Below are 21,790 nucleotides of genomic sequence, written 5' to 3'. Positions count from 1 at the left end.
GAGACGACGCGGACCACCGGGAACCCACGCGGTCACCGGCGGTTCGGCCATCCGGAGAATCCGGAGGCGGCGGGGGCGTTGGCGTTGTCGGGGCGGTTGGCACGGTTGTGTCCGCGGGGACTGCACGTATGCGGTGCGCGCGGGCGGGGAGGGAGTAACAGTGGGGGCGGCTGAAGAAGCGGCTGGGGTCGCGGCGCTGCTGAAGGAGTGGAAGGACCGCTCCGGATACAGCTATGGAGTGCTCGCGAAACGGCTGCACATGAGCACATCCACGTTGCACCGTTACTGCAACGGCGACGCGGTGCCGACGGAGTACGCACCGCTGGAGCGGCTGGCACGGCTGTGCCGGGCGACGCCGGACGAGCTGGTGGAGCTGCACCGGCGCTGGATCCTGGCGGACGAGGCACGTCGGCGGGAGCGGGACCGTAAGCAAGGGGGCGGGGACGCGAGGGCAGTTGGCGCGAGTGGGGGAGGGGATGCGGCGTCAGGGCCCGTGACGGCGCCTGCGCCCGGGGCGGGTGCCGGGCCGGAGTGGGAGCAGGACGTCGTGACGGGGGCGCAGGCCGCCGCGGAGGCCGGGACCGGGACGCATTCCAGACCCGAGGCCGGGGCCGGGACGCATTCCAGACCCGAGGCCGGGGCTGAGCCCGCGGCAGAGGCGGGCACCAAACCCGGTTCCGTGCCGCCGACGGCACCCGACGCCGCACCCGCCACCTCCGTTTCCGCCTCCTCTTCCCCCTCCGCTTCCTCTTCCGCCCCCGTTCTCGGCCCCGGGCGCGAGGCCGTCGAGATCACCCCCCAGGGGCGGCCCGTGTCCCGGTTGGCAGCCGCGGGTGGCCGGCGGCGTCTCGCGTTGGCCGCCGGGATCGCCGTGGCCGCGGTGGCCGTGTCCTCCGCGCTGATAGCCGGAATGTCGTCCGGGGGCGGTGAGGGGCACAAGGCGGCAGCCGGAGCGGCCTCGACCACGGGGAGCGACAGCAAGCCGACGAGGGCCGAAGGCGGCCGGTCGGCGTCGGCGCCCTCGAAGCCGAACGATGCGGGCGACGCGAGTCGGACCCCGCAACCGTCCCGTACGCCCAGCGGCAAGGCGTCCGGCGGAGCCGGCGACCGGGCGACCGGTCCGGGTACGGCCGACCGGGCCGGACTCCCGGTGAGCGTGGACGTCCGCCCGTACACCTGGCCGGACCCGTGCACCCAGCGCTACTTGGTCGACCGGGACCCGGGCGAGATGCCCCCGCCGCCCGCCGAACAGGACGCCAGGGGCTGGATCTCGGCGCTGGGCGCGGTCTCGGCGGACAGCCAGATCGTTCAGGTGTCGGTCCAGGGTGTGGGCGACGCGACAGTGGTACTGCACGCCATGCGGGTGCGGGTGGTGAGGAGTTCGGCGCCACCCGCCTGGAGCGCCTACAGCATGGGCGTGGGCTGTGGCGGTGGTATCGAGCCCAAGTCGTTCGGGGTCTCGCTGGACGCGGCACAGCCACGGATCGTTCCGCGGAACGGACAGCGGAACTTCCCTTATAAGACGAGCGAGCGGGACCCCGAGGTCTTCGGGGTCGTCGCGCGGGCCGGAGCCCGTGACGTGCGCTGGTACCTGGAGCTGGAGTGGTCCAGCGGGGACCGGCACGGCACGCTCCGGATCGACGACAACGGGGAGCCGTTCCACACCAGTGGGATGGCCGGCCGTCCGCAGTACGACTACCCGCTGGGCGGCAGCAAATGGATTCCCAACGAGAACGGCTGAGCCCGGGGCCGGTGCCTGCGCCGGACCCGGGCTCCGGCCCGGGATCAGTGACGACCCGTCACCAGGTCAGCGCATCCGAGGCGGTGGACTGCCAGTAGGTGACCCAGGCCGAACTGTCGGTGCGGATACCGCCCTTGGGCAGCGGGAGTCGCGCGGCAGGGCCGGTGGAACCGTTCCCCGCCCGGTTGGCGAACAGGACGCCCAGGGTGCGGGCGGTGAAGGCGCTGTTGCCGGAGCCGTCCGCGGACCGGTACATCACCCCCGCGTACGCCGACTGGCCCGGTGCGAGCGTGATCACGGCCTGCGGCTTGGACTTGTCCAGGAAGGTGGTGGCGGACTGGGCGTCGTCCCAGCGGAGGTACGGGGCGTTGTAGGCGTGGCAGGGCGCGAAGCCGGTGTTGGTGGCGGTGAGAAGCAAGTGGCTGAGGGGGCGGTTGACCTTCGTCACGGTGACCTTGACCTGCGCGCCGGTGCAGGCGGCGGTCGCCTTCTGGCTGCCGGAACCCTTGCCGCCGGCCGTACTGGAACCGTTCTTCCCTCCGGTCTCCTTGCCGGCGACACCCGAGGCCTTCGACGTGTCACCGTCCTTGGCCGGGACCTTCGCGGCCGCGGAGGACGGGGCTCCCTGGCCGCCGGACTCGGGCTGGGAGGAAGCGGCCGGAGCTGGACTGCCGGCCTTCTTGCTGTCGTTCTCGCAGGCCGTCAGCGAGAGGGCGGCCGCCAGTACGGCGCCGGAGGCGACGAGGCGGGTGGTGTGAGGGGTGAAACGCATGGTGAGTGGGTGCTTTCTTCTTCGATGGGGTCCGGTCGGCACAGGTGACGTCAGAGACGGCTGACGAGCAGGAGAAAGACGGTCGCTGCCGATGCGGCGAACACCGCCAGGGCCACCACGTCAGTGACATCGGCACGACGGAGGCGGCGAAGCCGGAAGCGGGTCCGCATGGTGTCGGTCGCCCTTCGGTACGAGGTCGTCGTTGCTTGCCGACCCGAGCTTGCGACGCCCTTCGTCCCAGCAGCCACGGCCACCGCACAACACGGGACGCCGGAACGCTCCTATGGCATCTGACCTGCTGGAACGTGCCCTCCCTGGAACGCCGCGCAGGGACGCGCAGGCGTCGGCGGACGGGACGGGACGTGCGGGGCGCCGGGCTCCAGGGGACGAGGCCGCCGTCGCGTCGGCTCCAGTGGGGGGCCTCCGGTCGCCAGGCCCCGGCCACCGGCAGGCGAGTCCACGCGGCTCCGTATGAATCCTGCTGATTTATGGGCTTTCATGCTCCAATGTCCAAGTCATGCGTGACAGTCCCTCGCGGCAGGGAACTGGTTGCCGGCGTTCCCCGGAGCCAGGTCCCGGCTCCGCCTGACGGTTCGCCCCTCACCAGCGAAAGGACCCGCAGGATGTCGAATCACTTCACCGGTCTCAGCCTTGGCGCCCCGCTCGGCGACCAACGGCTCGACCTCTGTGACCTCTACGCGTTCCAGTCACCGCATGACCCGGAGCGGACGGTGCTCATCCTCAACGCGAACCCGAATGCCGACGCCCTGCACCCCGACGCCATCTATCGCCTCAACATCGACAATGACGGGGACTGTCTCACCGACATGGCGATCAGTTACGTCTTCTCGCCACCGCAAGACGGCCGTCAGACCTTCAGCGTCTTCGTCGCGCACGGCGATGAGGCCCGCTCGGCCGAAGCCGTCGGACAGCAGGTCGTCACCGACGCCGAAGTGTCGTTCGGCACCGTGGCGAACCCCGTCACCGCCGGTCCCTACACCTTCTTCGCCGGCAGTCGCAGCGACGCCTTCTTCTTCGACTACGACGGGATCAAGAATCTCTTCGACACCACCGGCGGCAGGAACTTCACCGCGCCCCATCTCGGCGGCAAGGCCCCGTGGACCGGTGTGGACTCGAACACGGAGGCCAACGTGTTCTCGACGGTGGTGGAACTGCCGACGAGCGAGCTCCGCGCCGACCCCGAGATCCGCATCTGGGGCCGTTGCAGTGTGCGGAAGGACGGCCGGCTCGTCCATGCCGACCGCGCGGGCCACCCCTCCGTCAGCAGCTTCTTCAACACCGACGAGACGAAGGAGGAGTACAACGCCAGTGAGCCGGTGAACGACCGCGAGCGGTGGACCGATCTGTTCGTCCACCTCATGGGACACACCGGCAACTACTCGCGAGAAGAGGCGATCGCGGCGATCGACGCCGACCGCATCCTGCCCGACATGCTGGTCTTCGACCCGTCGAAGCCCGCGCGGTACCCCAACGGGCGTGTCTTCACCGACGACGTCATCAACCACCGGCTCTCCTTCCTCTCGGCGGGCGACATCCCTCCCACCGGGCTCGCGCCCCACACCGACCTTCTGGACGAGTTTCCCTACCTCGGCAATCCGCACCCCAACGGGAACTGACCCGCACGACCCCCGGCGACGGCGTCCCGCGCGGCAGCGCCGGGCCCGGATTCCCCCACCCCGGCTCGGCTCCGAGCGCCCGGTGAGCCTCGCCGAGGCAGGCATGCGCGGGCAGCAGCAGCCGGAATCGTTCAGATTTTGACATTACGCTCGCGGGTGACCCGGGCCTTCTACGGTTCGCCTATGGAAGAACCCGGTCGCCTCACGCTGGCGGTTCGTACCGTCGGGCCCGCGGGCCGCCCCCCGTCCGATCCGGCCGTATGGCTGGCCGCCCTCCACGGCGCGACCTCGAAGGCGGCGCGCTCGCGCACCGCCCGGGACCTGCTCGCCGGTGTCCTCGACGCGGCCGCGCCGCTCCTGGGCGATCTGGGCGGTGCCCTCCTGCTGCTGGACGCGTCCGGCCGCTATCTGTTCCTGGTGGCCTCCCAGGGACTGCCGGACGAAGTGGCCCTCCCCATGGAAGCCATCGGCATCGACGAGGACCTCTCGGCCACCGACGCGGTGCGCAAGGCGCAGCCCGTCTGGCTGAACACCTTCGCCCAACGGCAGACGCGCTACCCGGGCCTGATCGAGCGGCTGCCGGTCGACCTGGTGACCGGGTCCCTGCCGCTGATCGACAACGACACCGTCATCGGCGTACTGACCGTGCTGCGGCAGCACGAAACCGGCTTCTCGCCCGTCGAGCGGGCCTTCCTGCAGTGCCTCGCCGATCACGCCGGGCCCGCGCTGGCCGCGCTGACCGGACGTCAGCTGGGCCACGGCGGGCCGGAGGACGACGACGTGGCCGCGGATGCCAGCGGCACCATGGAGCTGGGCACGTTCGTCTGGCACCTGGACACCGGTGTCGTCGAGGGCGACGACGCGCTGGCCCGTCTCCACGGCCTGGCACCACGGTCCGATCCGCCGCTGACCCTGGAGGAGTTCCTGTCCCAGGTGCCCGCCACCGACCTGCCCGCACTACGGCAGAGCCTGGGACACATCGCCCAGCGGTGCGCGGACTACCAGGTCCGCTACCGCGCGTACGACGCCACGGGCCGGCTGCGCACCCTCGAAGCCCGCGGCCGGGCCCATCCGGACAAGGACGGCCACCCCATGATGATGGACGGCCTGGTCGCCGACATCACCGTGGCCTGCGACCGCCAGCAGCTGAACCAGCGCCTGCTGTCGTCCCAGGCCGAGCAGTCGGGCCGGCTGCGGGATCTGGCGGCGCATCTGGTGAGCGCGGCCAGCCTCGACGAGGTGGTCAACGCCACGGGCACCGCCCTGCGGGCGTTCGGTGCCGACGGGCTGCTCGTGGTGGACACCGAACGCGACCGCCTCCGCGTCATCGCCTCCTGGGGGTACGGTCCGGCGGAGGGAGCCGCCGCGGAGGGCTTCCCGCTCCATGAGCCGACCCCCTTCCGGGACGCGCTGCTCGGGGGCACACCCACCTTTGCCGGCTCCCTGCGGGAGGGCCTGGCCACCTACCCCTCCCTGGTCGACTTCGCCCAGGCCACCAAGCGCCAGTCCTGGGCGGTCCTGCCGCTGCCCACCGCGCAGGACGGCCGCGCCGCCTGCCTGATCGGCTTCTCCGCGCCGCACGAGTTCGCCCCCGCCGAACGGTCGTTGCTCACCGTCGTGGCGGCGCTGCTGGCCCAGGCCATGGAACGGGCCCGTATCCACGACCGGGAGCACCGGCGCGCGGTCGAACTCCAGCAGGGCATGCTGCCGCAGGCCCTCCCGGAACTGCGCAACACCACGGTGCACACCCACTACCGGCCCGCGGCGGAGGGCGCCGCCGTCGGCGGTGACTGGTACGACGCCTGGAACACGCCGTCGGGCGAACTCGCCCTGGTCGTGGGAGACGTACAGGGCCACAGCACCGCGGCCGCCGCCCTGATGGGACGGCTGCGCACGGCGGTGCGGGCCTACAGCGCCGAGGGGCACTCACCCGCCGACGTCCTCCACCGCACCAACGCGCTGCTCACCCAGTCCTCCACCGATCCGGACTCCGACCTCTTCGCCACGTGCGTCATAGCCCATCTCGACACCACCACCGGCCGGCTGTCCCTCTGCCGCGCCGGGCACCCCCAGCCCCTCCACGCCGGCCCCGGGAGCCGGCCCGAGATCCTCCCCGTCGAGGGCGGACTGCCGCTGGGCATCGACCCGGGCGCGCTGTTCCCCACCACGTCGGTGACCCTCGCGCCGGGGGCGCACCTGTTGCTGTACACCGACGGTCTCGTCGAACGGCCGGGGCTCGACCTGGACACCGGCACCGAGCGGCTCCGCTCGGTCCTCGACGCCGGGCTGCGCTCGGTACCCGAGAGCGAACTGCTGGCCCACATCGAGCAGGTCTGCCTGCCGGCCCCGGTCCCCGGCGACGCCGACGACATCGCCGCCCTGTATTTACGCTGGCAGGGGCCCTGATGTGCCGTACGGACCGGGCGCGTGGCCTCACGTTGCCGCTCCACCCTGTACGGGAGCTTCCGGGGCGGCAGTTCACGCCTCAGCCGTGGGCAAGCGCGCGCTTCACGGCCGCTTTTCGGTGTATCCGCAGATCCATGCCAGCGCCGTGTGCACACCCCGCAGGTAGTCGTGCGCGGCGGTCCCCTTCCGGGCGCCTTCCCACTGCACGGCGGCCGCGTCCACCTCGGCGGTCAGGACCGCAACCGTGGGGCAGCCTTCCGTACGGAAGCCCGTGATGGGCGCGGTGACCCCGTCACCGAGAGCCCAGCGGTAGGCGGCCAGCGCACCCAGGGCCGTTCGGCTGGACGGTGAGAGGCCGTGCGCCACCTCGGCCAGCGCAGCACTGGCCTGGAGCACCTCGGTACGCGGGCGGGTGCCCAGAAGCGGCTGTGCGGACTCGGGCCCCATAGGATTCTGTGACTCCATGGCTACTGGGCTTCTCCTGATGTTGCCTGCACCGGGAAGCTCGCCTGGCGTGCGATGCCGAAGACCTTGTGGGGCAGGTGCGGTGTCAACGGGCTTCCAGCGTAGCGGTGTTGGGGGCCGGACCGTGCCTCGCCGCCTCGTGCGGCAGGGGGAGCACACGGCGCGCAAGGGTGCCCGCGAGGCGATTCCGCCCGTTCCGGGTGCCTGATCTCATCGTCGGAAACGGACCCGGACACTCCCGGACGACTTCCGGCCATTGGCCGACGGGGCCGTCCCGGGCGGCCGCGGGTGCGGTAGGAAGGGGGCCGGTCCGCGGGAACTCCCCCAAACCGGTGCGGGACGGGGCAACCGCTCCCCGCGGCCGTGATCTGTGCCGATCGGCACCGCATCTCCCTGAGTACACCGACCGAACTGCGCCACTCCGGTGTTGCCGGTTCCTTGGCGGCATCCACCGGCTCATTCCAGTGCTGACGCGGACCTTCCCGCGTCGTCGGAAACGGAGATCATGATGCGAAGACACCTCCGCGCCGCTGTGACGGTTGTCGCCACCGCCTTCCTCGCACCCCTGTTGACGGCGAGCCCTGCGCCGGCCTCGCCGGCCCGGCACACCCACGGCGCCGGCAAGCCCGCGGACTGCCGGCCGGCCCTCCAGGTCCTGGCCTCCCTCCCCGGTTCAGGAGCCAGCCAGGTCAAGGGACTCGGGCCGAACTCCCTGGCGGTAGGGGCATCGCGCGGCCTGCCCGCGTACTGGACCGGTACCCAGGTGCACCGCGTACCGCTGCCCGCCGGATTCACCGGCGGTGAGGTCGCGGCGGTCAACGCGAAGGGGCTGATGGCCGGGTCCCTGCAGGGCGCGGGCCGTACCGCCGCCTTCAGCTTCCGTGTCGGAGCCCGGGCCGTGACCCTGCTGCCCGAGGGGGCTCACGCTGCGGACGTCAACGACCGGGGGCTGATCGTCGGGGACGGGACCAAGGGTGGCGCCCTCACCGGTCTCGAATGGGACGGTGCCCGGATCCTCCGCCGGCTCGCCCCGCCGGCCGGCTACTCGCTCACCTCGGTGACCGCCATCAACAACGCCGGGCAGATCGCCGGTTCCGGCGAGGCCGTCAAGGACGACGAATCGTGGTCGGCGGGCGTCACCTGGCCCGCCAGGAGAGGAGCCGCGGCCGTACCGCTCCAGCGCTTCTGGCCCGCGGGAGTGCCCTACGACTACTGGTACCCCCGGGACATCGACCGCAGCGGACGGATCGTGGGCACCCATGACTACACCCGGCTGGACACCCTGACCCCCACCCAGTGGCTTCCGCCGTACACCACCGAAAGCGAACCGGGACTGCTCGGGGAGCGCACCAGCGGCACCTTCGAGGCCATCAGCCCCACCACCAACGTGAGTGTGGGCACCGCCCTCGACAGCCACATGGTCGGGCCGTTCCCGCCGGAGACCGCGCCCCCGGCACAGGCCCAGATCTGGCCGGGAACCGGCCCCCTGCTGGCACTGCCCAGGCTCTCCCCTGAGGGCGCCTCCGAGGCGCACGCCGTCAGTGACGATCAGCGCGTAGGCGGTTCCGCGGCCGACGCCGCGTCGACTCCCCGCGCCGTCATCTGGACCTGCGCCCTGCGCCAGGCGTACAAGCCCTGACTCCCGCGCCGGCCCTCACCTCCCGGCGCCGTACGCGACCTCCGGGGCGCCCCGGCGGGCAGACCTACGTCGGGGCGCTCCGGTCCCCATGGGTGGTGAACGCCCAGGTGGAATAGGGCAGTTGACGGCCCAGCGTGACCGGGGCGTGCGATCGCGAGCGCGGGGCGCGGCCCGGCACCGCCGTGTTCGCCGCGATCAAGACACGTTTTCCTCCGCGAGGGGACGTGCGTGGTTCTGCAACGGGATCCGGGCGGCAAGACGTGAGCGCAGTACCAGGTCATCCATGGTGTCCATGAGCCAGAGCTCGGACAGCGGCATGTGCACCGCGATACGGCTCTGGTGGGTGGCGACAATGTCGCGGAGCTGCCGGTACGCGTCGCCGGTGACCTCGTCGGTGAGCTGTACACAGCCGGCCAGGAGGGGACGGTGGGCCGCACCCGTCCGGGTTCGTACCTGCGCGAGTGCGGTCGCGGATGCCACGTCGGCGGCCTGCACCGGAAGGTAGATCCTGCCGGTGTTGAACCGTCCGACCCATGGCCCGCGGACCACCACGTCGATGCGTGAGGCCAGTTGAGCAGGAAGTTCCTGGCCTCTGTCCAGTCCTCCGGCGAGCGTGGCGTGCAGACGATCGGCCCGCATGGCCAGCCCCGGCCACCAGACGAGCGAGGTGACATCGCTCCCGCGGAGATCGTCGAGGAAGGCAGTGAAACCGGCGTCGGCTGCCAGCCGCCCGCTGTCGATCGGGAGCACCGCCGAGCGGATCGGCGGCCAGTACTCGGCCGCGCCGGCTTCGGGGCCGAGAGGTGCCCTGACCCGGCTGTCGAGAAGAGGCAACTGCCGCTCCCGGTACCGCTGGTCCAGGGTCAGCGCCTCATGGGCCGCCCAGTCGTACTCGGCGGCCTGCCGGGACAGATCCGTGATCGGATCCAGCAGGGGCGCGATGTCCTCGCTCATCAACGGTCTCCGTCCTTCGTGGTCAACTCGCGTACACCGTAGGCATGGAGGGCGTTCGTCACGCGGGCTGTCGCACGCTTTGCGACGGGTGGGCGGCCTCATGGCGCATCGGCAGGCGTTCGTGTCGCACCTCACACCGGCTGAATTCTCGGTGTGCCACCCGACGCAAGGCCGGTCGATGAGAGACTGTCGAAAACTCGAACTACTGTACCAATTTAGGGGCAGAACGTGAAGGTGACGATTTCGCCGCGCTTCTCCGAAGTCGACGTGCTCGGCCATGTCACAAATTCCGCAGTGCCGGTCTGGTTCGAGCACGGCCGGTTACCGATTTTCCGCCTGTTCAGCAAAGAAGCGAACATGCGCGACCTCGCGCTTATCCTGCGCCGATACGAGATCGATTTCACCCGCCAGATCTTCGCTTCCGTAGACGTCGTCATCGAGACGAAGGTGGCGAAGATCGGCAATACCTCGATCACCATCGAGCAGATCGCCACACAGGAGGGGGCCGAAGTGGCCCGCGGTACCTGCATCATGGTCCACTTCGACTACGAAAGGGAAACCACCACCAGCATTCCGGACCACCTGCGAGCCGAACTCAACGCGCTGTAGGGCCACAAGCAATGTGCCGGTAAAGTACCAGCCGAGATGGGACCAGTACCTTGAATATGTCACGCAACCCATTGGTCGACCTCGACTCGTCCGAATTCCTCGACGGTTTTCGGCGCAGTATCGACGAGTTCGACAGCGCCCGACTTCCGCATGAGCCGCTTTCCAGGGAAAGTCTGCGCAAGCTCGTCGAGTTAGGCATCTACTTACCGGCCATCCCGCGCGAGTACGGCGGCCGGGAAAGCCATCAGGAGATGTGCGAGATCATCGAGATCATGTCCGAGCGCAATCTGCCGCTGGGCATGTACACGATGATCGTGACGGTCCTCTTCCTCCGCAACGTGGCGGCCGGCGGTGATGACGCGCTGAAGGAAGAGGTCTTCGACGACTTCGCGCACCACCCCGTCATCGGCGGTCTCGCCTTCACCGAGCCGGGGAGCGGTTCGAACCTCGCACGGATGCAGACCACCTACCACGATGAAGGCGACGCGTACCGGATCACCGGTACCAAGCACTGGCAGGCGTTCAGTGAGCAGGCGGACTGGTGGATCATCTGCGCCAGGCATCCGGAGCGCAAGGAGTTCGCCTACTTCGCCCACAGGCGGTCGGACGGCGGATTCGTGACCACCGAGGTCTACGACAGCCTGGGGCTGAAGAACCTCGGATACGGGCTCAACACCCTGGATCTGCGGGTGCCCCGCCATTACCGGCTCACCAAGACCAGAGAGGGACTGGGCGATGCCGCCGAGATCCTCTGCGCCTCCCGGTTCAGCAAGGCCGCCATGGCCAGCGGTTTCCTGCGCAGGCTCAGCACCGAGTCCCTGCGTCAGGTGAGCACAAGGAAAATCGGTGACGGCACACTGCACGACATCGGCTACGTGCGGTACAAGGTCAATCGCATCCAGCAGAACTATGTCGTCTGCAATGCGCTGTACCGGCATCTGATGCTGGCGGAGAACTACTACACGGACCTGGAAGACAGCATGTTCGCCTCGCTGGCGACCAAGGTGCTGGCCTCCGAACTCATGCTGGAATCGGCTCTCGACTACCAGCAACTGTGCGGCGGCGAAGGGTACCGGAAGGGCGCACCGGACAACATCGCCGCCTACGCCCTGCTCGACGCGCGCGTATACACCGTTTTCGACGGAACGAACGACCTGCTGTGCCAGCACCTGGCCCATCTGTTCCTGCGCCAGTTCCAGCAGTCCGGGCTCCGGTCGCCGTTGGAGTTCCTCGGCCGGTTCGGATATCTGGAAGACGCGTTCTTCCACCTCACCGACATCAACCTCAGCCACCTCGCTGACGCACCGTCGCAGGACAAGATCGTGATCCTGGGACGCATCCTGTCCAGAATTTACGGAATCAGCACGCTGCAGAAGTCGTCCCGGTCGGCCGCGCCCAGCGCGCGGCTCGCCGTGGACGAGGCCGACTACCCCAAGGCGATCGCGGTGTTGAAGAACGAGATCGTCGGCCTGGTGAACGAGTACGAACTGGCCACCCGGCTCATCGGCACGCAGGCAGCATCGGGTGCGACCCGCCCGCGCGCCGCCACGGTCACGTTCGAGTCCAAGGTGGGAATGCGCTAGTGCCCGGCGAGACCAAGAACCTCAAGGTTTCGCTCATTGCGTTGACGTTCGTCATCCTCTACGGATCAGGTTTTGTAGGTGGCCGCTATGGCCTGCCCTACGCGGAGCCCTTCTCCTACCTGGCCATCCGGTTCGGCGCGACCGCAGTCATCTTGTTCGTCCTGATCCTGTGTCTGAGGGTCGGCTGGCCACGCTCGGGCTATGTCCACCTCATCCTCAGCGGCATCCTGCTGCAGGGCGTGTTCTCCGTCGGGGTGTTCTACGCGCTCCACCAGGGCATGACCCCCGCGGTCTCGGCACTGATCATCGCGCTGCAACCCATTCTGGTGTGGCTGATGGTCTCCGTCGTGACCGCGAGAAAGGTCCGGCCGCTGTCCGTGCTGGCCCTCGTCGGCGGGCTGGCCGGCGTCGCCATCACGGTGTACCGGGGCCTGGAGACGTCCTCCGGGCTCACCCCGACCAACGTCGCCTTCGGCGTCCTCGGCCTGGTGGGACTGGCCACCGGACAGTTCTACTACCAGCTGAAGAACCCCGGCGCCCACCTGCTGATCAATGGGTTCGTTCAGTCCGGCTCGTCGGCCGTCGTCATGCTCATCGGCGGACTGATCTTCGAGAAGGGCGTCATCCGGTGGACACCGCAGCTGTTGCTGTCGGAACTGTGGATGTCGGCCGGCGTATCGATCGGCGCGCTCAGCCTGCTCTTCATCCTGATGCGTTCCGAGAGTGCGGACCGGGTGGCCTCGTACTTCTACGGCGTACCGATCGCCGCGGGACTGATCGCCTGGCCGGTACTGGGCCAGCGCCCGACCATGTCCGAGATCATCGGCTTCGCGGTCATCATGGTCTCGATCACCGTCTTCAACCGCAGTAGCAGACCACCCCGCGCCGAACCCGCTCCCACGGCCCCGGCCGACAACTCCGTCCCGGCGGCAGACCACCGCTGAGCAACGGCGGGGACCGGCACGGTAGCTGACGCTCCGTTGCCGGTCCCCGCCGCTCCACGTGACGCAGGCCGCCCCCTGGGCGGTCTCGTTCGGATCATCTGATCGTTGGTCTGGATGTGCCGTTAACAGATGTGCAGTGGGCGCGAGTTGAGCCATTGCTCCCGGACCGGATGCCGAGCGGGGTGGACGCCGGCGTGACCACCGGGAGGTGATCGACGCGATCGCCTTCACGTTCCGGACCGGAACGCAGTGGGTCCACCTGCCGGAGAAAGACGGCAACTGGAGAGGTGTCTGCAACCGGCTGCGGATGTGAGCTCTGGACGGCACCTGGGAGCGGGTGTTCACCGCGCCGATGGCCCAGGCCGACGCGGACGAGGACCTGACCTGGGCCGTGTCGGTGGACTCCACGATCGTGCGCGCTCACCAGCTCGCAGGCTCAAGAACACGGCCGTGGGACGGTCTTGGCCCAGCGACGGTCATGGGCGGCGAGTGCCAAGGACTCCACCCATCCGTCGGTGCTGGCATGCAGGGGTGGCCGGCGGCCGGCCCGGCTGAGAGGACTGGTTCGGCCGGTGCGGGCTCGCGCCGGAACGACGGGACGGGCTCAGGTGGTTTCGGCCATGACATCGTCCAGCCAGTCGTACACACGGGCAAAAGCCAGGCGCTGGGCGCCGGCCTGGCAGTGCGCGTCCGCGCCCAGTGCGCCGGTGAACTCCAGCAGAGTCTTCGGGCAGGTCAGGTGCTTGTGGAGTAGTTCGGGCTGGCCCTCGAAGAACACGTCGTCCGAGGCCGAGCAGACCAGGGTGGGGCAGGTGATCTTCTGGGCGATGCCGTCGCGCAGGTGGTATTCGAGGAAGGTGCTGAAGACCCCGCGCGGGGTCTCGGCGCCCATGACGTACATGCCCTGGTCGACGAGCCAGCGAATCTTGGGGCTGGCGGCGACGGCCGCCTCCACGGCGGCGTCGAGCTCGGGGTCGTGGTCGGCGCGCAGCCTCCATTCGGCCTCGGCGCGGTCGAGGGACAGGGCGCCGGCGGCCATGTCACCCAGGTCGTAGACGCCGTCGAGGGCGATGACGGCGGCGAGTCGGTGATCGAAGGCCGCGGCACGCGGTGCGAGCAGGCCGCCCATGCTGTTGCCCAGTAGGGCTATCCGGGCGGGATCGACCTCGGGACGGGTGAGGGCGTGGTCGAGGACGGGGCCGACCACGTTCTCCCAGTCGGGACGGAACACCAGGCCGTGGTGGTGGCGGGTACCCGGCTGGCCGGGGCCGTCGAAGGACAGGACGTGGTAGCCGCGCTCGACGGCCGCGGCGGCGCCGCCGAAGTGCATTTCCTCGGCCGTACCGTCGAATCCGTTGAACATGACTACGGTCGGCCGGGCGGTGCCCGAGTCGTCGGCGCGGTACAGGTACCCCGGCAGCGTGGTGTCCTCGTAAGGGATCTCCACCGGCTCGACGACCGGGGTGAACAGTGCGGCTGCCTGGCGAAAACACCTCACCGACGCGTCGTAGGCGTGCAGGATGCGCGGGTCCGTGGCGTCGCCGTGCAGGAAGAACTCGGCGCTTCGGTAGTAGTTCGACGCCCGCAGGAAGGCGTCGCGGGCGCTGACGCGGTGCCCGCCGGCCAGGGCCGTACGTCCCTCATCGGCCACCCGGTCGGCGGTGGCGAGCCACTCGTCGTGCCAGCTGTCGTAGTCGTCGACGGTGATCCGTTCGGTGGTCACCACGACCTCGCCGAAGTCGGCGCCGCCGTAGGCGATGTGGCCGAAGGACCGCAGTGTCTCGAACCAGAACGAAGGGTTGTGCGGGAAGAACAGGGACTTCATCCAAACTCCTAAAGCAGTTAGTGACTGCGTTAGCGAGACTGTAGGAGCGCCGAGACGAAAAACGCAAGTGGCGACTGCGTTAAGGTGGGGGCGTGGAGAAGGAAAGGGAGCCGGTCCGCCGGCCCGGTGGCCGTGCGGCCCGGGTCCGCGCGACAGTGCATCAGGCAGTCGCGGACCTGGTCGGCGACCGCGGCTACGGGAACTTCACGGTCGGCGATGTCGCCACCCGCGCGGGCGTGGCCGATTCCAGCATCTACCGTCGCTGGGGAAACCTGGAAGCCCTTCTCTCGGACGTGGCCGCCACCCGGCTCGCCGCCACTTCCCCCGCCCCTGACACCGGTAGCCTGGAGGGCGACCTACGCACCTACGCGGCCACCGCCGCCCGCGACATCGCCGGACCGGACGGGACGGCGATACTGCGCCTGGCCATCTCCTTGTCCAACTCGGGACAGCCGGGCTTGGAGGCCCGCGACGCGTTCCTCGCCGAACGCACTCGTCAACTGCAGGTCATGCTCGACCGGGCCCGCGACCGAGGCGAACACCCGCCAGATGTGCTCCAGGTGCTCGACCTCATCCTGTCCCCGATGTACCTCCGCATCCTGTTCGGAACGGGCCCGCTCACCCCCGCCTACGTCGACGAACTGGTCGATCGCCTGCTCATCCTCCGCACCGCCACCGGAGGGTGAGACCCCGACGCGAACCACCGGTTGACCCTCACCGACCTCGCCCCGAAGTACGGCGACGACTGGATCGCCGGGGCCGCCCACGCCGCTCTGCACCGGACCGTGCAGACTCGCCCGTGTTGCGACCGCGCACCCAAGACCGCTACGAACGCTGCATCAAGGACGGCAAGTCCCGACGTGACATCGCCGGTTGCCTCAGTCTGTATTCGCCGCAGTGCACGAAAACCCAGATGTCCTGCTGAACGTGACCGACGCCTGGGACACACATCCCCGGGCCATGGAAAGCAATCGGCGAAGAAGGCCCGGTGCGAAGGATTCCGACGGTCTACTGCTCATCCGTGCAACTCTGCTGCACTGCCGAGGTAATCGATTCCCCGCAGGTTGAACTCGACATGCTCCGCAACCGGATACGGCGCATCGAACCGGACAGCGAGCTCGCCGACCCTTCCGTACGCAGCCACCGGCTGCGGGAAATCCGCGCACTGCGCCTGACGACCAGCGAGGTCACCAGCGAGGTCGCCGGAGAGTGCAAGTTCGGGGGCAACGTGGACGAGGCGCCGCACGGCAGTAGCCAGCCGGCTGCCGGCCCGGAATGAGATGATCCAAACGAAACTGCCTACGCGCTGGGATCCTGGACATACAAGGTGAGCCCGGTGACCTGGCCGGACTGGATGACGGGGCCGTGCTGAACCCCGCCACTGATGTCATTGCGCACCGTGGCCCGTCGTCGTGCGCCCGGGTCGTTCGCGAGCCGGTGCAAGGACGCGAGGAGGCTCCGGACGCACGGACGCACGGACGCACGGACGCACGGACGCACGGACGCACGGACACATGGACGGCACGGACGCTCGGTGGGGTCGGGGGGAGGAGGGGAGAGAGAATCCGCCCCGGTTTTCGAGCCCGCACCCCGACCCTGGCGCGGTGTGCCCTCAGACGGAAGCCATCGGGCGGGCGTCGTCGGTGGTGGCGGAGGGTGTCGGGGTGGCTTCGGTGGGGGACGGGGCGCTGGTCAGGCCCCGTGCGTGGGCCTTGACCCCGGAGCGTACGGCCCAGAAGTAGAAGAGCGGGGCGGTGACCGCGATCACGGCGGTGCCGAGCACGCCGGGGAGGATGCCCCGGCCGCCGAACTCTTCGCCGCCCAGCGCGGACACCGTGGCCGTCCACACCAGGAAGGCGATCATCCACCAGGCCGGGGCGAACTGCCGCAGGAGCCGCCGCTCGCCCTGGCGCCACAGCACCAGCGCCGCGACCGGTGCGGCCACCAGGGTCAGCACGGTGATCTTGCCGGTCTCCGGCCACTTCGACCAGTACAGCGCGCAGGCGGCGAAGGCGAAGGTGACCGGGCACAGCACCCCGGCGGCCGGCAGCCGGAAGGGACGCGGCAGGTCCGGGCGGGTCCGTCGCAGCACCCCCACCGCGATCGGGCCGATCAGATACGAGATGACCATGGCCGCCGACACCACGCCGGCCAGCGCCTGCCAGCTGCGGCCGATGGTGAGCAGCAGAACGACGGAGAAGCCGAGGTTGAGCCACATCGCGGGGCGGGCGGTGCCGTAGCGGGGGTGCACGGCCGCCAGCTTCCGGGGGAAGAACCCGGTCTCGGCGAGGTTGGTGACCATGTACGCGGCCGAGGCGACATTGGCGATGTTGGACCCGGCCGGCGAGATGAACGCGCCGAACTGCAGCATGGTGACCACCCAGTGCAGCATCAGCAGCCCCGCCAGGTCCGCGAACGGCGAGTTGAAGTTCACGCCCTGCCACCCGCCGGCCCGCTCCAGCAGCTCGGGCGGCACCGACCCCAGGTAGGCGGCCTGCAGCGCCGAGTAGATCACCAGGCCCAGCGCGAGCGCACCGATCAGGGCGACCGGGATGGCCCGGCCGGGGTTCTTCGCGGCCCCGCCGAGGTTGACCACGGCCTGGAAGCCGTTGAAGGCGAAGACGACACCACAGGTGGTGACGGCGGTGAGCACGGCCGGCCAGCCGTACGGGGCGAAGCCGCCGTGGGCCGTGAAGTTCGAGGGGTGGAAGCCGGACCCGACGAGCGCGAGCACCGCCAGCACCGGGATGGCGAACTTGACCAGGGTGAGCACGGTGTTGGCGCGGGCCAGCAGCTGGACCGACCAGAAGCAGGTCAGCCAGAGCGCGAGGGTCAGGACCAGCGCCACCGCCGTGCCGGAGAGGGTCAGCTGGTGGGTGGCCGGATCGACCAGGCCCTTCGCCCAGTCGAAGCTCCAGGACGTCATGTACTGGGTGGCGGCGATCGACTCGATCGGGATCAGCGAGGCGGTCGCGATCCACACCGCCCAGCCGGTGAGGAAGCCGAGCACCGGACCGTGCGAGAAATGCCCGTAGCGGGCCATGCCGCCGGGGATCGGGTAGGCCGAACCGACCTCCGCGTACGACATCGCGATCATGCCGATGAAGATGACGCCGATCACCCAGGCGACCAGCGCCGCGGGGCCCGCCACCTGGGCGGCGGAGCCGGCCCCGAACAGCCAGCCGGAGCCGAAGATCGAGCCGATGCCGATCATGATGAGGGCGAAGAGGCTGAGCCCCTTGCGCTCGCCGGCGCTCATATCCATGGGAAGTGTCGTCCGTCCTGGTGTTGCGCATGCCCCGCGTTATGGGAGGGGCCGCTGCCGTCTGCCGCCGACCACCTTATTTCCGGCCACATAGCGAGAACGCCGCTGCGCTGCCGGAACACCACGCGGCCCGGCCCCCACGGACCACGGCCCCGGCGTCAACGGCCGCGGGCGCACGGCCTGTTCACCCACAACCCGCCGCCCGTCGGCAGTACGGGAGATCACTGCATGAGACGCGTCACAGCGAAGGGTAAGCGGGCGCTTGCTTGGTGGTGAGCGCGGTGCTGTGGGCCTTGGGGGGCTTGGGGGATTCGGGGTCGCAGGTGCGGGCTCGTGGGTGACTCGGGCAGGTCTCACCCAGGTGCTCGCGGACCGCGCACGGCCAGCGGGTTCGCGTGGGTCCGTGTTCCCGCCGAGTAGGGGATCCCGCAGTCGGTCAGGAATCGTCTTCCGCTTTCCGAAGCGCCTCGGACGGCAAGGCACTGCCACGGAATGCCGGTCCGCTGCCCCGAGCAGGGTCCCGTTGGTCACATGGCGACGGTGCAGACGCAGTGCGGACCGCCCCAGGCCCCAGGCGGTCCGTCCTGGGTACGTACCGGAGGCAACCGGCGGAACAGAGGACGGCGGCTCCCAGCGCAAGGGCCAGGACAGCGGGCGACAGCATGAGTTCTCCTTTCGCGGTCGGCGGTCGGCGGTCGGCGGTCGGCGGTCGGCGGTCGGCGGTCGGCGGTCGGCGGTCGGCGGTGGCGCGGTCCGTGGGTTCGGATGTGCAAGCGTGAATCGGGCGGGCCGTGAACGGACTGAGCCGGGAAGGGCCATCGGCACGGGGGAGACCGGCCCTTCCCGGCAGGCATATCGTCAGCCGTCCGCCTTCGCGGTCCGCAGGGCCGAACAGCCCTTTTCCGTCCGGCGATCGGCCCTGGGTGGCGGGGCGGTCGGCCCCCGTCGTAGCCACCCGGTGGATGGCCGGTCGGCACCGGTGGCCTCCGGCGTGGCATCGATGATCACGTAGGCTGCCGAGCAGACGTACGGGATCTTTGGAGCAGGGCGGGCATGTCCGAATCGCAGTCATACGCACCGGCCATGAGCGGTCCGCACGGGCCGCAGCTCCGCGAGCCGGACCGGGTGCGCGGTCTGCTCGACGCCGTGATGAGCCTGGGGCGGGGGCTCGAACTCCCGCAGGTGCTCAAGGGCATCGTGGAGGCCGCGGTCACCCTCACCGACGCGGAGTACGGGGCGCTCGGCGTGGTCGGGGACGGGCAGTTGTCGCAGTTCCTGCCCGTCGGGATGTCCGACGAGCTCATCGAGCTGATCGGGCGGACGCCGTGCGGCCGCGGCATCCTCGGGGAGCTGATCCGCCACCCGGAGCCGCTGCGGCTCACGGACCTGAGCAGGCATCCGCACAGCTTCGGTTTTCCGGCCAACCATCCCCCGATGCGGACCTTCCTCGGGGTGCCGGTCCGGGTCCGCGACGAGGTGTTCGGCAACCTCTACCTCACCGAGAAGCGCGGCGGCGGCTCCTTCGACGCGGACGACGAGGCCGTGCTGACCACGCTGTCCAGCGCGGCGGGAGTGGCGATCGACAATGCCCGCATGTACCACGAGAGCCGCCGCCGCGAACGGTGGCTGGAGGCGCTGGGGGAGATCACCCGCAGTCTGCTGTCCGGCACCGACGCCGACGAGGTGCTGCGGCTGATCGCGGAGCGCGCGCAGGAGGTCGCCGGTGCGGACTGTGCGGCGGTCCTGTTGCCGGTGCCCTCGTCCGCGGACCAGCTGACGGTGGCGGTGGCGTGCGGTACGGGCGCGAGCCGGATCCTCGGGCTGCGGGTGCCGGCGGACGGTTCGCTGCCCGGGATGGCCGCCCGTAGTGGCCGGCCGGTGGTCAGTGCCGATTTACGGGCCGACCCACGGGCGTACCCGCTCGGCCCGGGTGCCGTCGGTGACGGGACCGTGCACCCGTCCGAGGACGAGGAGCCGGACGGTGCCGCGCGGAACGGAGAGCCCGTGGAGGTGCACGGGCCGACGGTCGCCGTGCCGCTCCAGGTGGACACCGGCTGCGGCGCCCTGCGGCTGAGCCGCCTGGCCGGGCGGCCGGCCTTCGACGACGCCGAGGTCACGCTGATATCGGGCTTCGCGGACCAGGCCGTGATCGCCCTGGAACTCGCCCGCCGACGGGCCGAGTCGGAGGAGCTGACGGTCCTTCACGACCGTGACCGGATCGCCCGGGACCTGCACGACCTCGCCATCCAGCGGCTGTTCGCCACCGGTATCACCCTGCAGAGCGCGACCCGGCTGATCGACCGCCCGGAGGCCGCCGAACGGGTCGGCCGCGCGGTCAACGACCTGGACACCACCATCAAGATCATCCGGTCCACCATCTTCGGACTGCGCACCACCGGGGACGGCAAGGGCGGGAGCGGTCTGCGTCGCGACCTGACGGAGACCGTGCAGCGGGCGGCCGGCCCCCTGGGCTTCAGCCCGGCGCTGCGGATCGACGGGCCGGTGGACGCCGCGGTCCCCGACGATCTGGCGCCGCACCTCGTGGCGGTGACCGCGGAGGCCCTCAGCAACGCCGCCCGCCACGCCCACGCCCGCCACCTGGACGTGACGCTGTCGGTGACCGCGGACGCGGTGACGCTGACGGTGACGGACGACGGGGCGGGGGTCGGGGACGCCCCGCATGCCGGAGGTCTGGCCAACATGCGGGCCCGGGCCGAAATGCACGGCGGCCGGCTGGCCGTCGAGACGCCGGAGGGCGGTGGCACCCGGATCGTGTGGCGGGTGCCGCTGTCGGACTGACCCGGTCCGTTCCGGTGTCCCGGTGACCCGTGGTGCCTCCGGCGCGCCGTACGGGGGCGGGGGGCGGTGGCACCTTCGCGACGCACCGGGAGTGGCGGGTCTGCCTCCTGGGATTCAGGGGGTCGGGGTCATGTCCGTGGCCCCTTCAGCCGTTCGACGACCATCGCCGCCTGGACCCGGCGTCCCACTCCCAGCTTGGACAGGATCGCGGAGACACGGTTCTTGACCGTCTTCTCCGAGAGGAACAGCCGGTCCGCGATCTGACGGTTCGTCAAGCCGTCGCCGATCAGGTCCAGCACCTCCCGTTCGCGGGGTGAGAGCCGGTCGAGTTCGGACGCCTCGGTCTCCGTCTCCCCCTCGGCAGCCCCGGCCCGGCCCGGGGCGCGCAGCCGCTCCATCACCCGTGTCGCGGTGCGCGGATCCAGCATCGACTGCCCCGCCGCGACCGTGCGGATCGCCTGTACCAGCGCGGTGCCGTCGATCTGCTTGAGCACATAGCCGGAGGCCCCCGCCATGATGGCGTCGAACAGCGCCTCGTCGTCGAAGGACGTCAGCATCAGACAGGCCAGCTCCGGCAGGCGGGCCCGTAACTCCCGGCAGACCACGATCCCTTCGTGGTCGCCGTCGGGCCCGTCGGTGCCGCCCAGCCGGACGTCGAGCACGGCCACCTGCGGACGGGTCGCCGGCACCCGGGCGAGGGCCTGCCGGGCGTCCCCCGCCTCCCCGACGACCTCGATGTCCTCCTCCGCCTCCAACAGGTCCCTTACACCGCGGCGGACCACCTCGTGGTCGTCGAGGATGAAGACGCGCAGCGGCGTCTCGGGGACGGCGGCGGGCGCGGCGGGGGCAGGGGGAACGGGCTGCTGGTTCATGCACTCTCGCTCTGTGGTTCTCGCGGATCGGCCGGGCACAAGGGTCCGGCCACGAGGTTCGCCCGGCCGGGCGGCTGGCACAAGGGCCGAACGGCCCTGGGGGATCGGGGCCCTTCGGGTACGGAGCCGCGTTGCGACACTGGCGCTCCCGTCAGGAGGTCGATTCCATGCAGCAGTCCTATCGGTCCGCACGTTCCACTTCGTCCGAGCCGGCCGTGCCGTCCGCACGTTCAGCCTCGTCCGCACGTTCCGCTTCGTCCCTGCCGTCCCTGCGGCCCC

The 21,790-nt window shown here is 70.2% G+C and carries 17 protein-coding genes; 11 read left to right on the top strand and 6 right to left on the bottom strand.

Annotated elements, in window-relative coordinates; genetic code table 11:
- Positions 1 to 160: 160 nt before the first annotated feature.
- Positions 161 to 1,741: a helix-turn-helix domain-containing protein gene (locus tag Scani_RS12030; protein ID WP_159473592.1), complete on the top strand. Its 1,581-nt coding sequence runs from the start codon at positions 161 to 163 to the stop codon at positions 1,739 to 1,741.
- Between the two features lie 58 nt (positions 1,742 to 1,799).
- On the opposite strand, the gene Scani_RS12025 is transcribed toward Scani_RS12030, so the two are convergent.
- Positions 1,800 to 2,513 carry a DUF4232 domain-containing protein gene (locus Scani_RS12025; RefSeq protein ID WP_159473589.1) on the bottom strand — a complete coding sequence of 238 codons (714 nt, stop codon included), beginning with the start codon at positions 2,511 to 2,513 and terminating at the stop codon, positions 1,800 to 1,802.
- A 623-nt stretch (positions 2,514 to 3,136) separates the two neighbouring features.
- Between Scani_RS12025 and Scani_RS12020 the strand changes: the two genes are divergently transcribed.
- Both Scani_RS12020 and Scani_RS12015 read left to right on the top strand, forming a co-directional pair.
- Complete coding sequence (locus Scani_RS12020; protein ID WP_159473586.1) at positions 3,137 to 4,150, top strand: DUF4331 family protein; 1,014 nt, start codon at positions 3,137 to 3,139, stop codon at positions 4,148 to 4,150.
- 183 nt (positions 4,151 to 4,333) lie between these two features.
- Positions 4,334 to 6,556 carry a SpoIIE family protein phosphatase gene (locus tag Scani_RS12015; protein WP_159473584.1) on the top strand — a complete coding sequence of 741 codons (2,223 nt, stop codon included), beginning with the start codon at positions 4,334 to 4,336 and terminating at the stop codon, positions 6,554 to 6,556.
- Positions 6,557 to 6,658: 102 nt separating this feature from the next.
- On the opposite strand, the gene Scani_RS12010 is transcribed toward Scani_RS12015, so the two are convergent.
- Complete coding sequence (locus tag Scani_RS12010) at positions 6,659 to 7,021, bottom strand: hypothetical protein (RefSeq protein ID WP_159473581.1); 363 nt, start codon at positions 7,019 to 7,021, stop codon at positions 6,659 to 6,661.
- Between the two features lie 508 nt (positions 7,022 to 7,529).
- Between Scani_RS12010 and Scani_RS12005 the strand changes: the two genes are divergently transcribed.
- On the top strand, positions 7,530 to 8,660 hold the full coding sequence (locus Scani_RS12005) for a hypothetical protein (RefSeq protein WP_159473578.1): 1,131 nt from the start codon (positions 7,530 to 7,532) through the stop codon (positions 8,658 to 8,660).
- Between the two features lie 195 nt (positions 8,661 to 8,855).
- On the opposite strand, the gene Scani_RS12000 is transcribed toward Scani_RS12005, so the two are convergent.
- Positions 8,856 to 9,614 carry a hypothetical protein gene (locus Scani_RS12000; protein WP_159473575.1) on the bottom strand — a complete coding sequence of 253 codons (759 nt, stop codon included), beginning with the start codon at positions 9,612 to 9,614 and terminating at the stop codon, positions 8,856 to 8,858.
- Between the two features lie 228 nt (positions 9,615 to 9,842).
- On the opposite strand from Scani_RS12000, the gene Scani_RS11995 reads away from it, so the two are divergent.
- From Scani_RS11995 to Scani_RS42100, 4 genes are all read left to right on the top strand, one after another.
- Positions 9,843 to 10,223 (top strand): acyl-CoA thioesterase, encoded by a 381-nt coding sequence (locus tag Scani_RS11995; protein ID WP_159473573.1) that lies wholly within the window; start codon positions 9,843 to 9,845, stop codon positions 10,221 to 10,223.
- A 56-nt stretch (positions 10,224 to 10,279) separates the two neighbouring features.
- On the top strand, positions 10,280 to 11,806 hold the full coding sequence (locus Scani_RS11990; RefSeq protein WP_159473570.1) for an acyl-CoA dehydrogenase family protein: 1,527 nt from the start codon (positions 10,280 to 10,282) through the stop codon (positions 11,804 to 11,806).
- Positions 11,806 to 12,750 (top strand): DMT family transporter, encoded by a 945-nt coding sequence (locus tag Scani_RS11985; protein ID WP_159473567.1) that lies wholly within the window; start codon positions 11,806 to 11,808, stop codon positions 12,748 to 12,750. Before Scani_RS11990 ends, Scani_RS11985 begins: the two co-directional genes overlap by 1 nt.
- 154 nt (positions 12,751 to 12,904) lie before the next feature.
- Entirely contained in the window at positions 12,905 to 13,063 is a 159-nt protein-coding gene (locus Scani_RS42100) for a transposase (protein WP_371872347.1), read from the top strand.
- Between the two features lie 291 nt (positions 13,064 to 13,354).
- Here the strand turns inward: Scani_RS42100 and Scani_RS11975 are convergent, their stop codons facing one another.
- Complete coding sequence (locus Scani_RS11975; protein ID WP_159473561.1) at positions 13,355 to 14,575, bottom strand: alpha/beta hydrolase family protein; 1,221 nt, start codon at positions 14,573 to 14,575, stop codon at positions 13,355 to 13,357.
- 92 nt (positions 14,576 to 14,667) lie between these two features.
- Here Scani_RS11975 and Scani_RS11970 point away from each other — a divergent pair, with 92 nt between their 5' ends.
- Together Scani_RS11970 and Scani_RS11965 are read left to right on the top strand one after the other, a co-directional pair.
- The gene (locus tag Scani_RS11970) at positions 14,668 to 15,261 is read left to right on the top strand and encodes a TetR/AcrR family transcriptional regulator (RefSeq protein WP_159473558.1); all 594 of its coding nucleotides are present in this window, start codon (positions 14,668 to 14,670) and stop codon (positions 15,259 to 15,261) included.
- A 389-nt stretch (positions 15,262 to 15,650) separates the two neighbouring features.
- Positions 15,651 to 15,854, top strand: a complete 204-nt coding sequence (locus Scani_RS11965; protein WP_159473556.1) for a hypothetical protein — start codon at positions 15,651 to 15,653, stop codon at positions 15,852 to 15,854.
- 333 nt (positions 15,855 to 16,187) lie between these two features.
- Here Scani_RS11965 and Scani_RS11960 read toward each other — a convergent pair whose 3' ends face one another.
- On the bottom strand, positions 16,188 to 17,840 hold the full coding sequence (locus tag Scani_RS11960) for an APC family permease (protein WP_159473553.1): 1,653 nt from the start codon (positions 17,838 to 17,840) through the stop codon (positions 16,188 to 16,190).
- A gap of 1,083 nt (positions 17,841 to 18,923) precedes the next feature.
- On the opposite strand from Scani_RS11960, the gene Scani_RS11955 reads away from it, so the two are divergent.
- Complete coding sequence (locus Scani_RS11955) at positions 18,924 to 20,639, top strand: sensor histidine kinase (protein ID WP_167538074.1); 1,716 nt, start codon at positions 18,924 to 18,926, stop codon at positions 20,637 to 20,639.
- 128 nt (positions 20,640 to 20,767) lie between these two features.
- On the opposite strand, the gene Scani_RS11950 is transcribed toward Scani_RS11955, so the two are convergent.
- Positions 20,768 to 21,511 (bottom strand): response regulator transcription factor, encoded by a 744-nt coding sequence (locus Scani_RS11950; RefSeq protein ID WP_159473550.1) that lies wholly within the window; start codon positions 21,509 to 21,511, stop codon positions 20,768 to 20,770.
- Positions 21,512 to 21,790: the final 279 nt, after the last annotated feature.

The sequence above is a fragment of the Streptomyces caniferus genome (assembly GCF_009811555.1).
In the GTDB taxonomy this organism is placed as follows: Bacteria; Actinomycetota; Actinomycetes; order Streptomycetales; family Streptomycetaceae; genus Streptomyces; species Streptomyces caniferus.
This window is presented reverse-complemented; position numbering and strand designations above follow the sequence as displayed.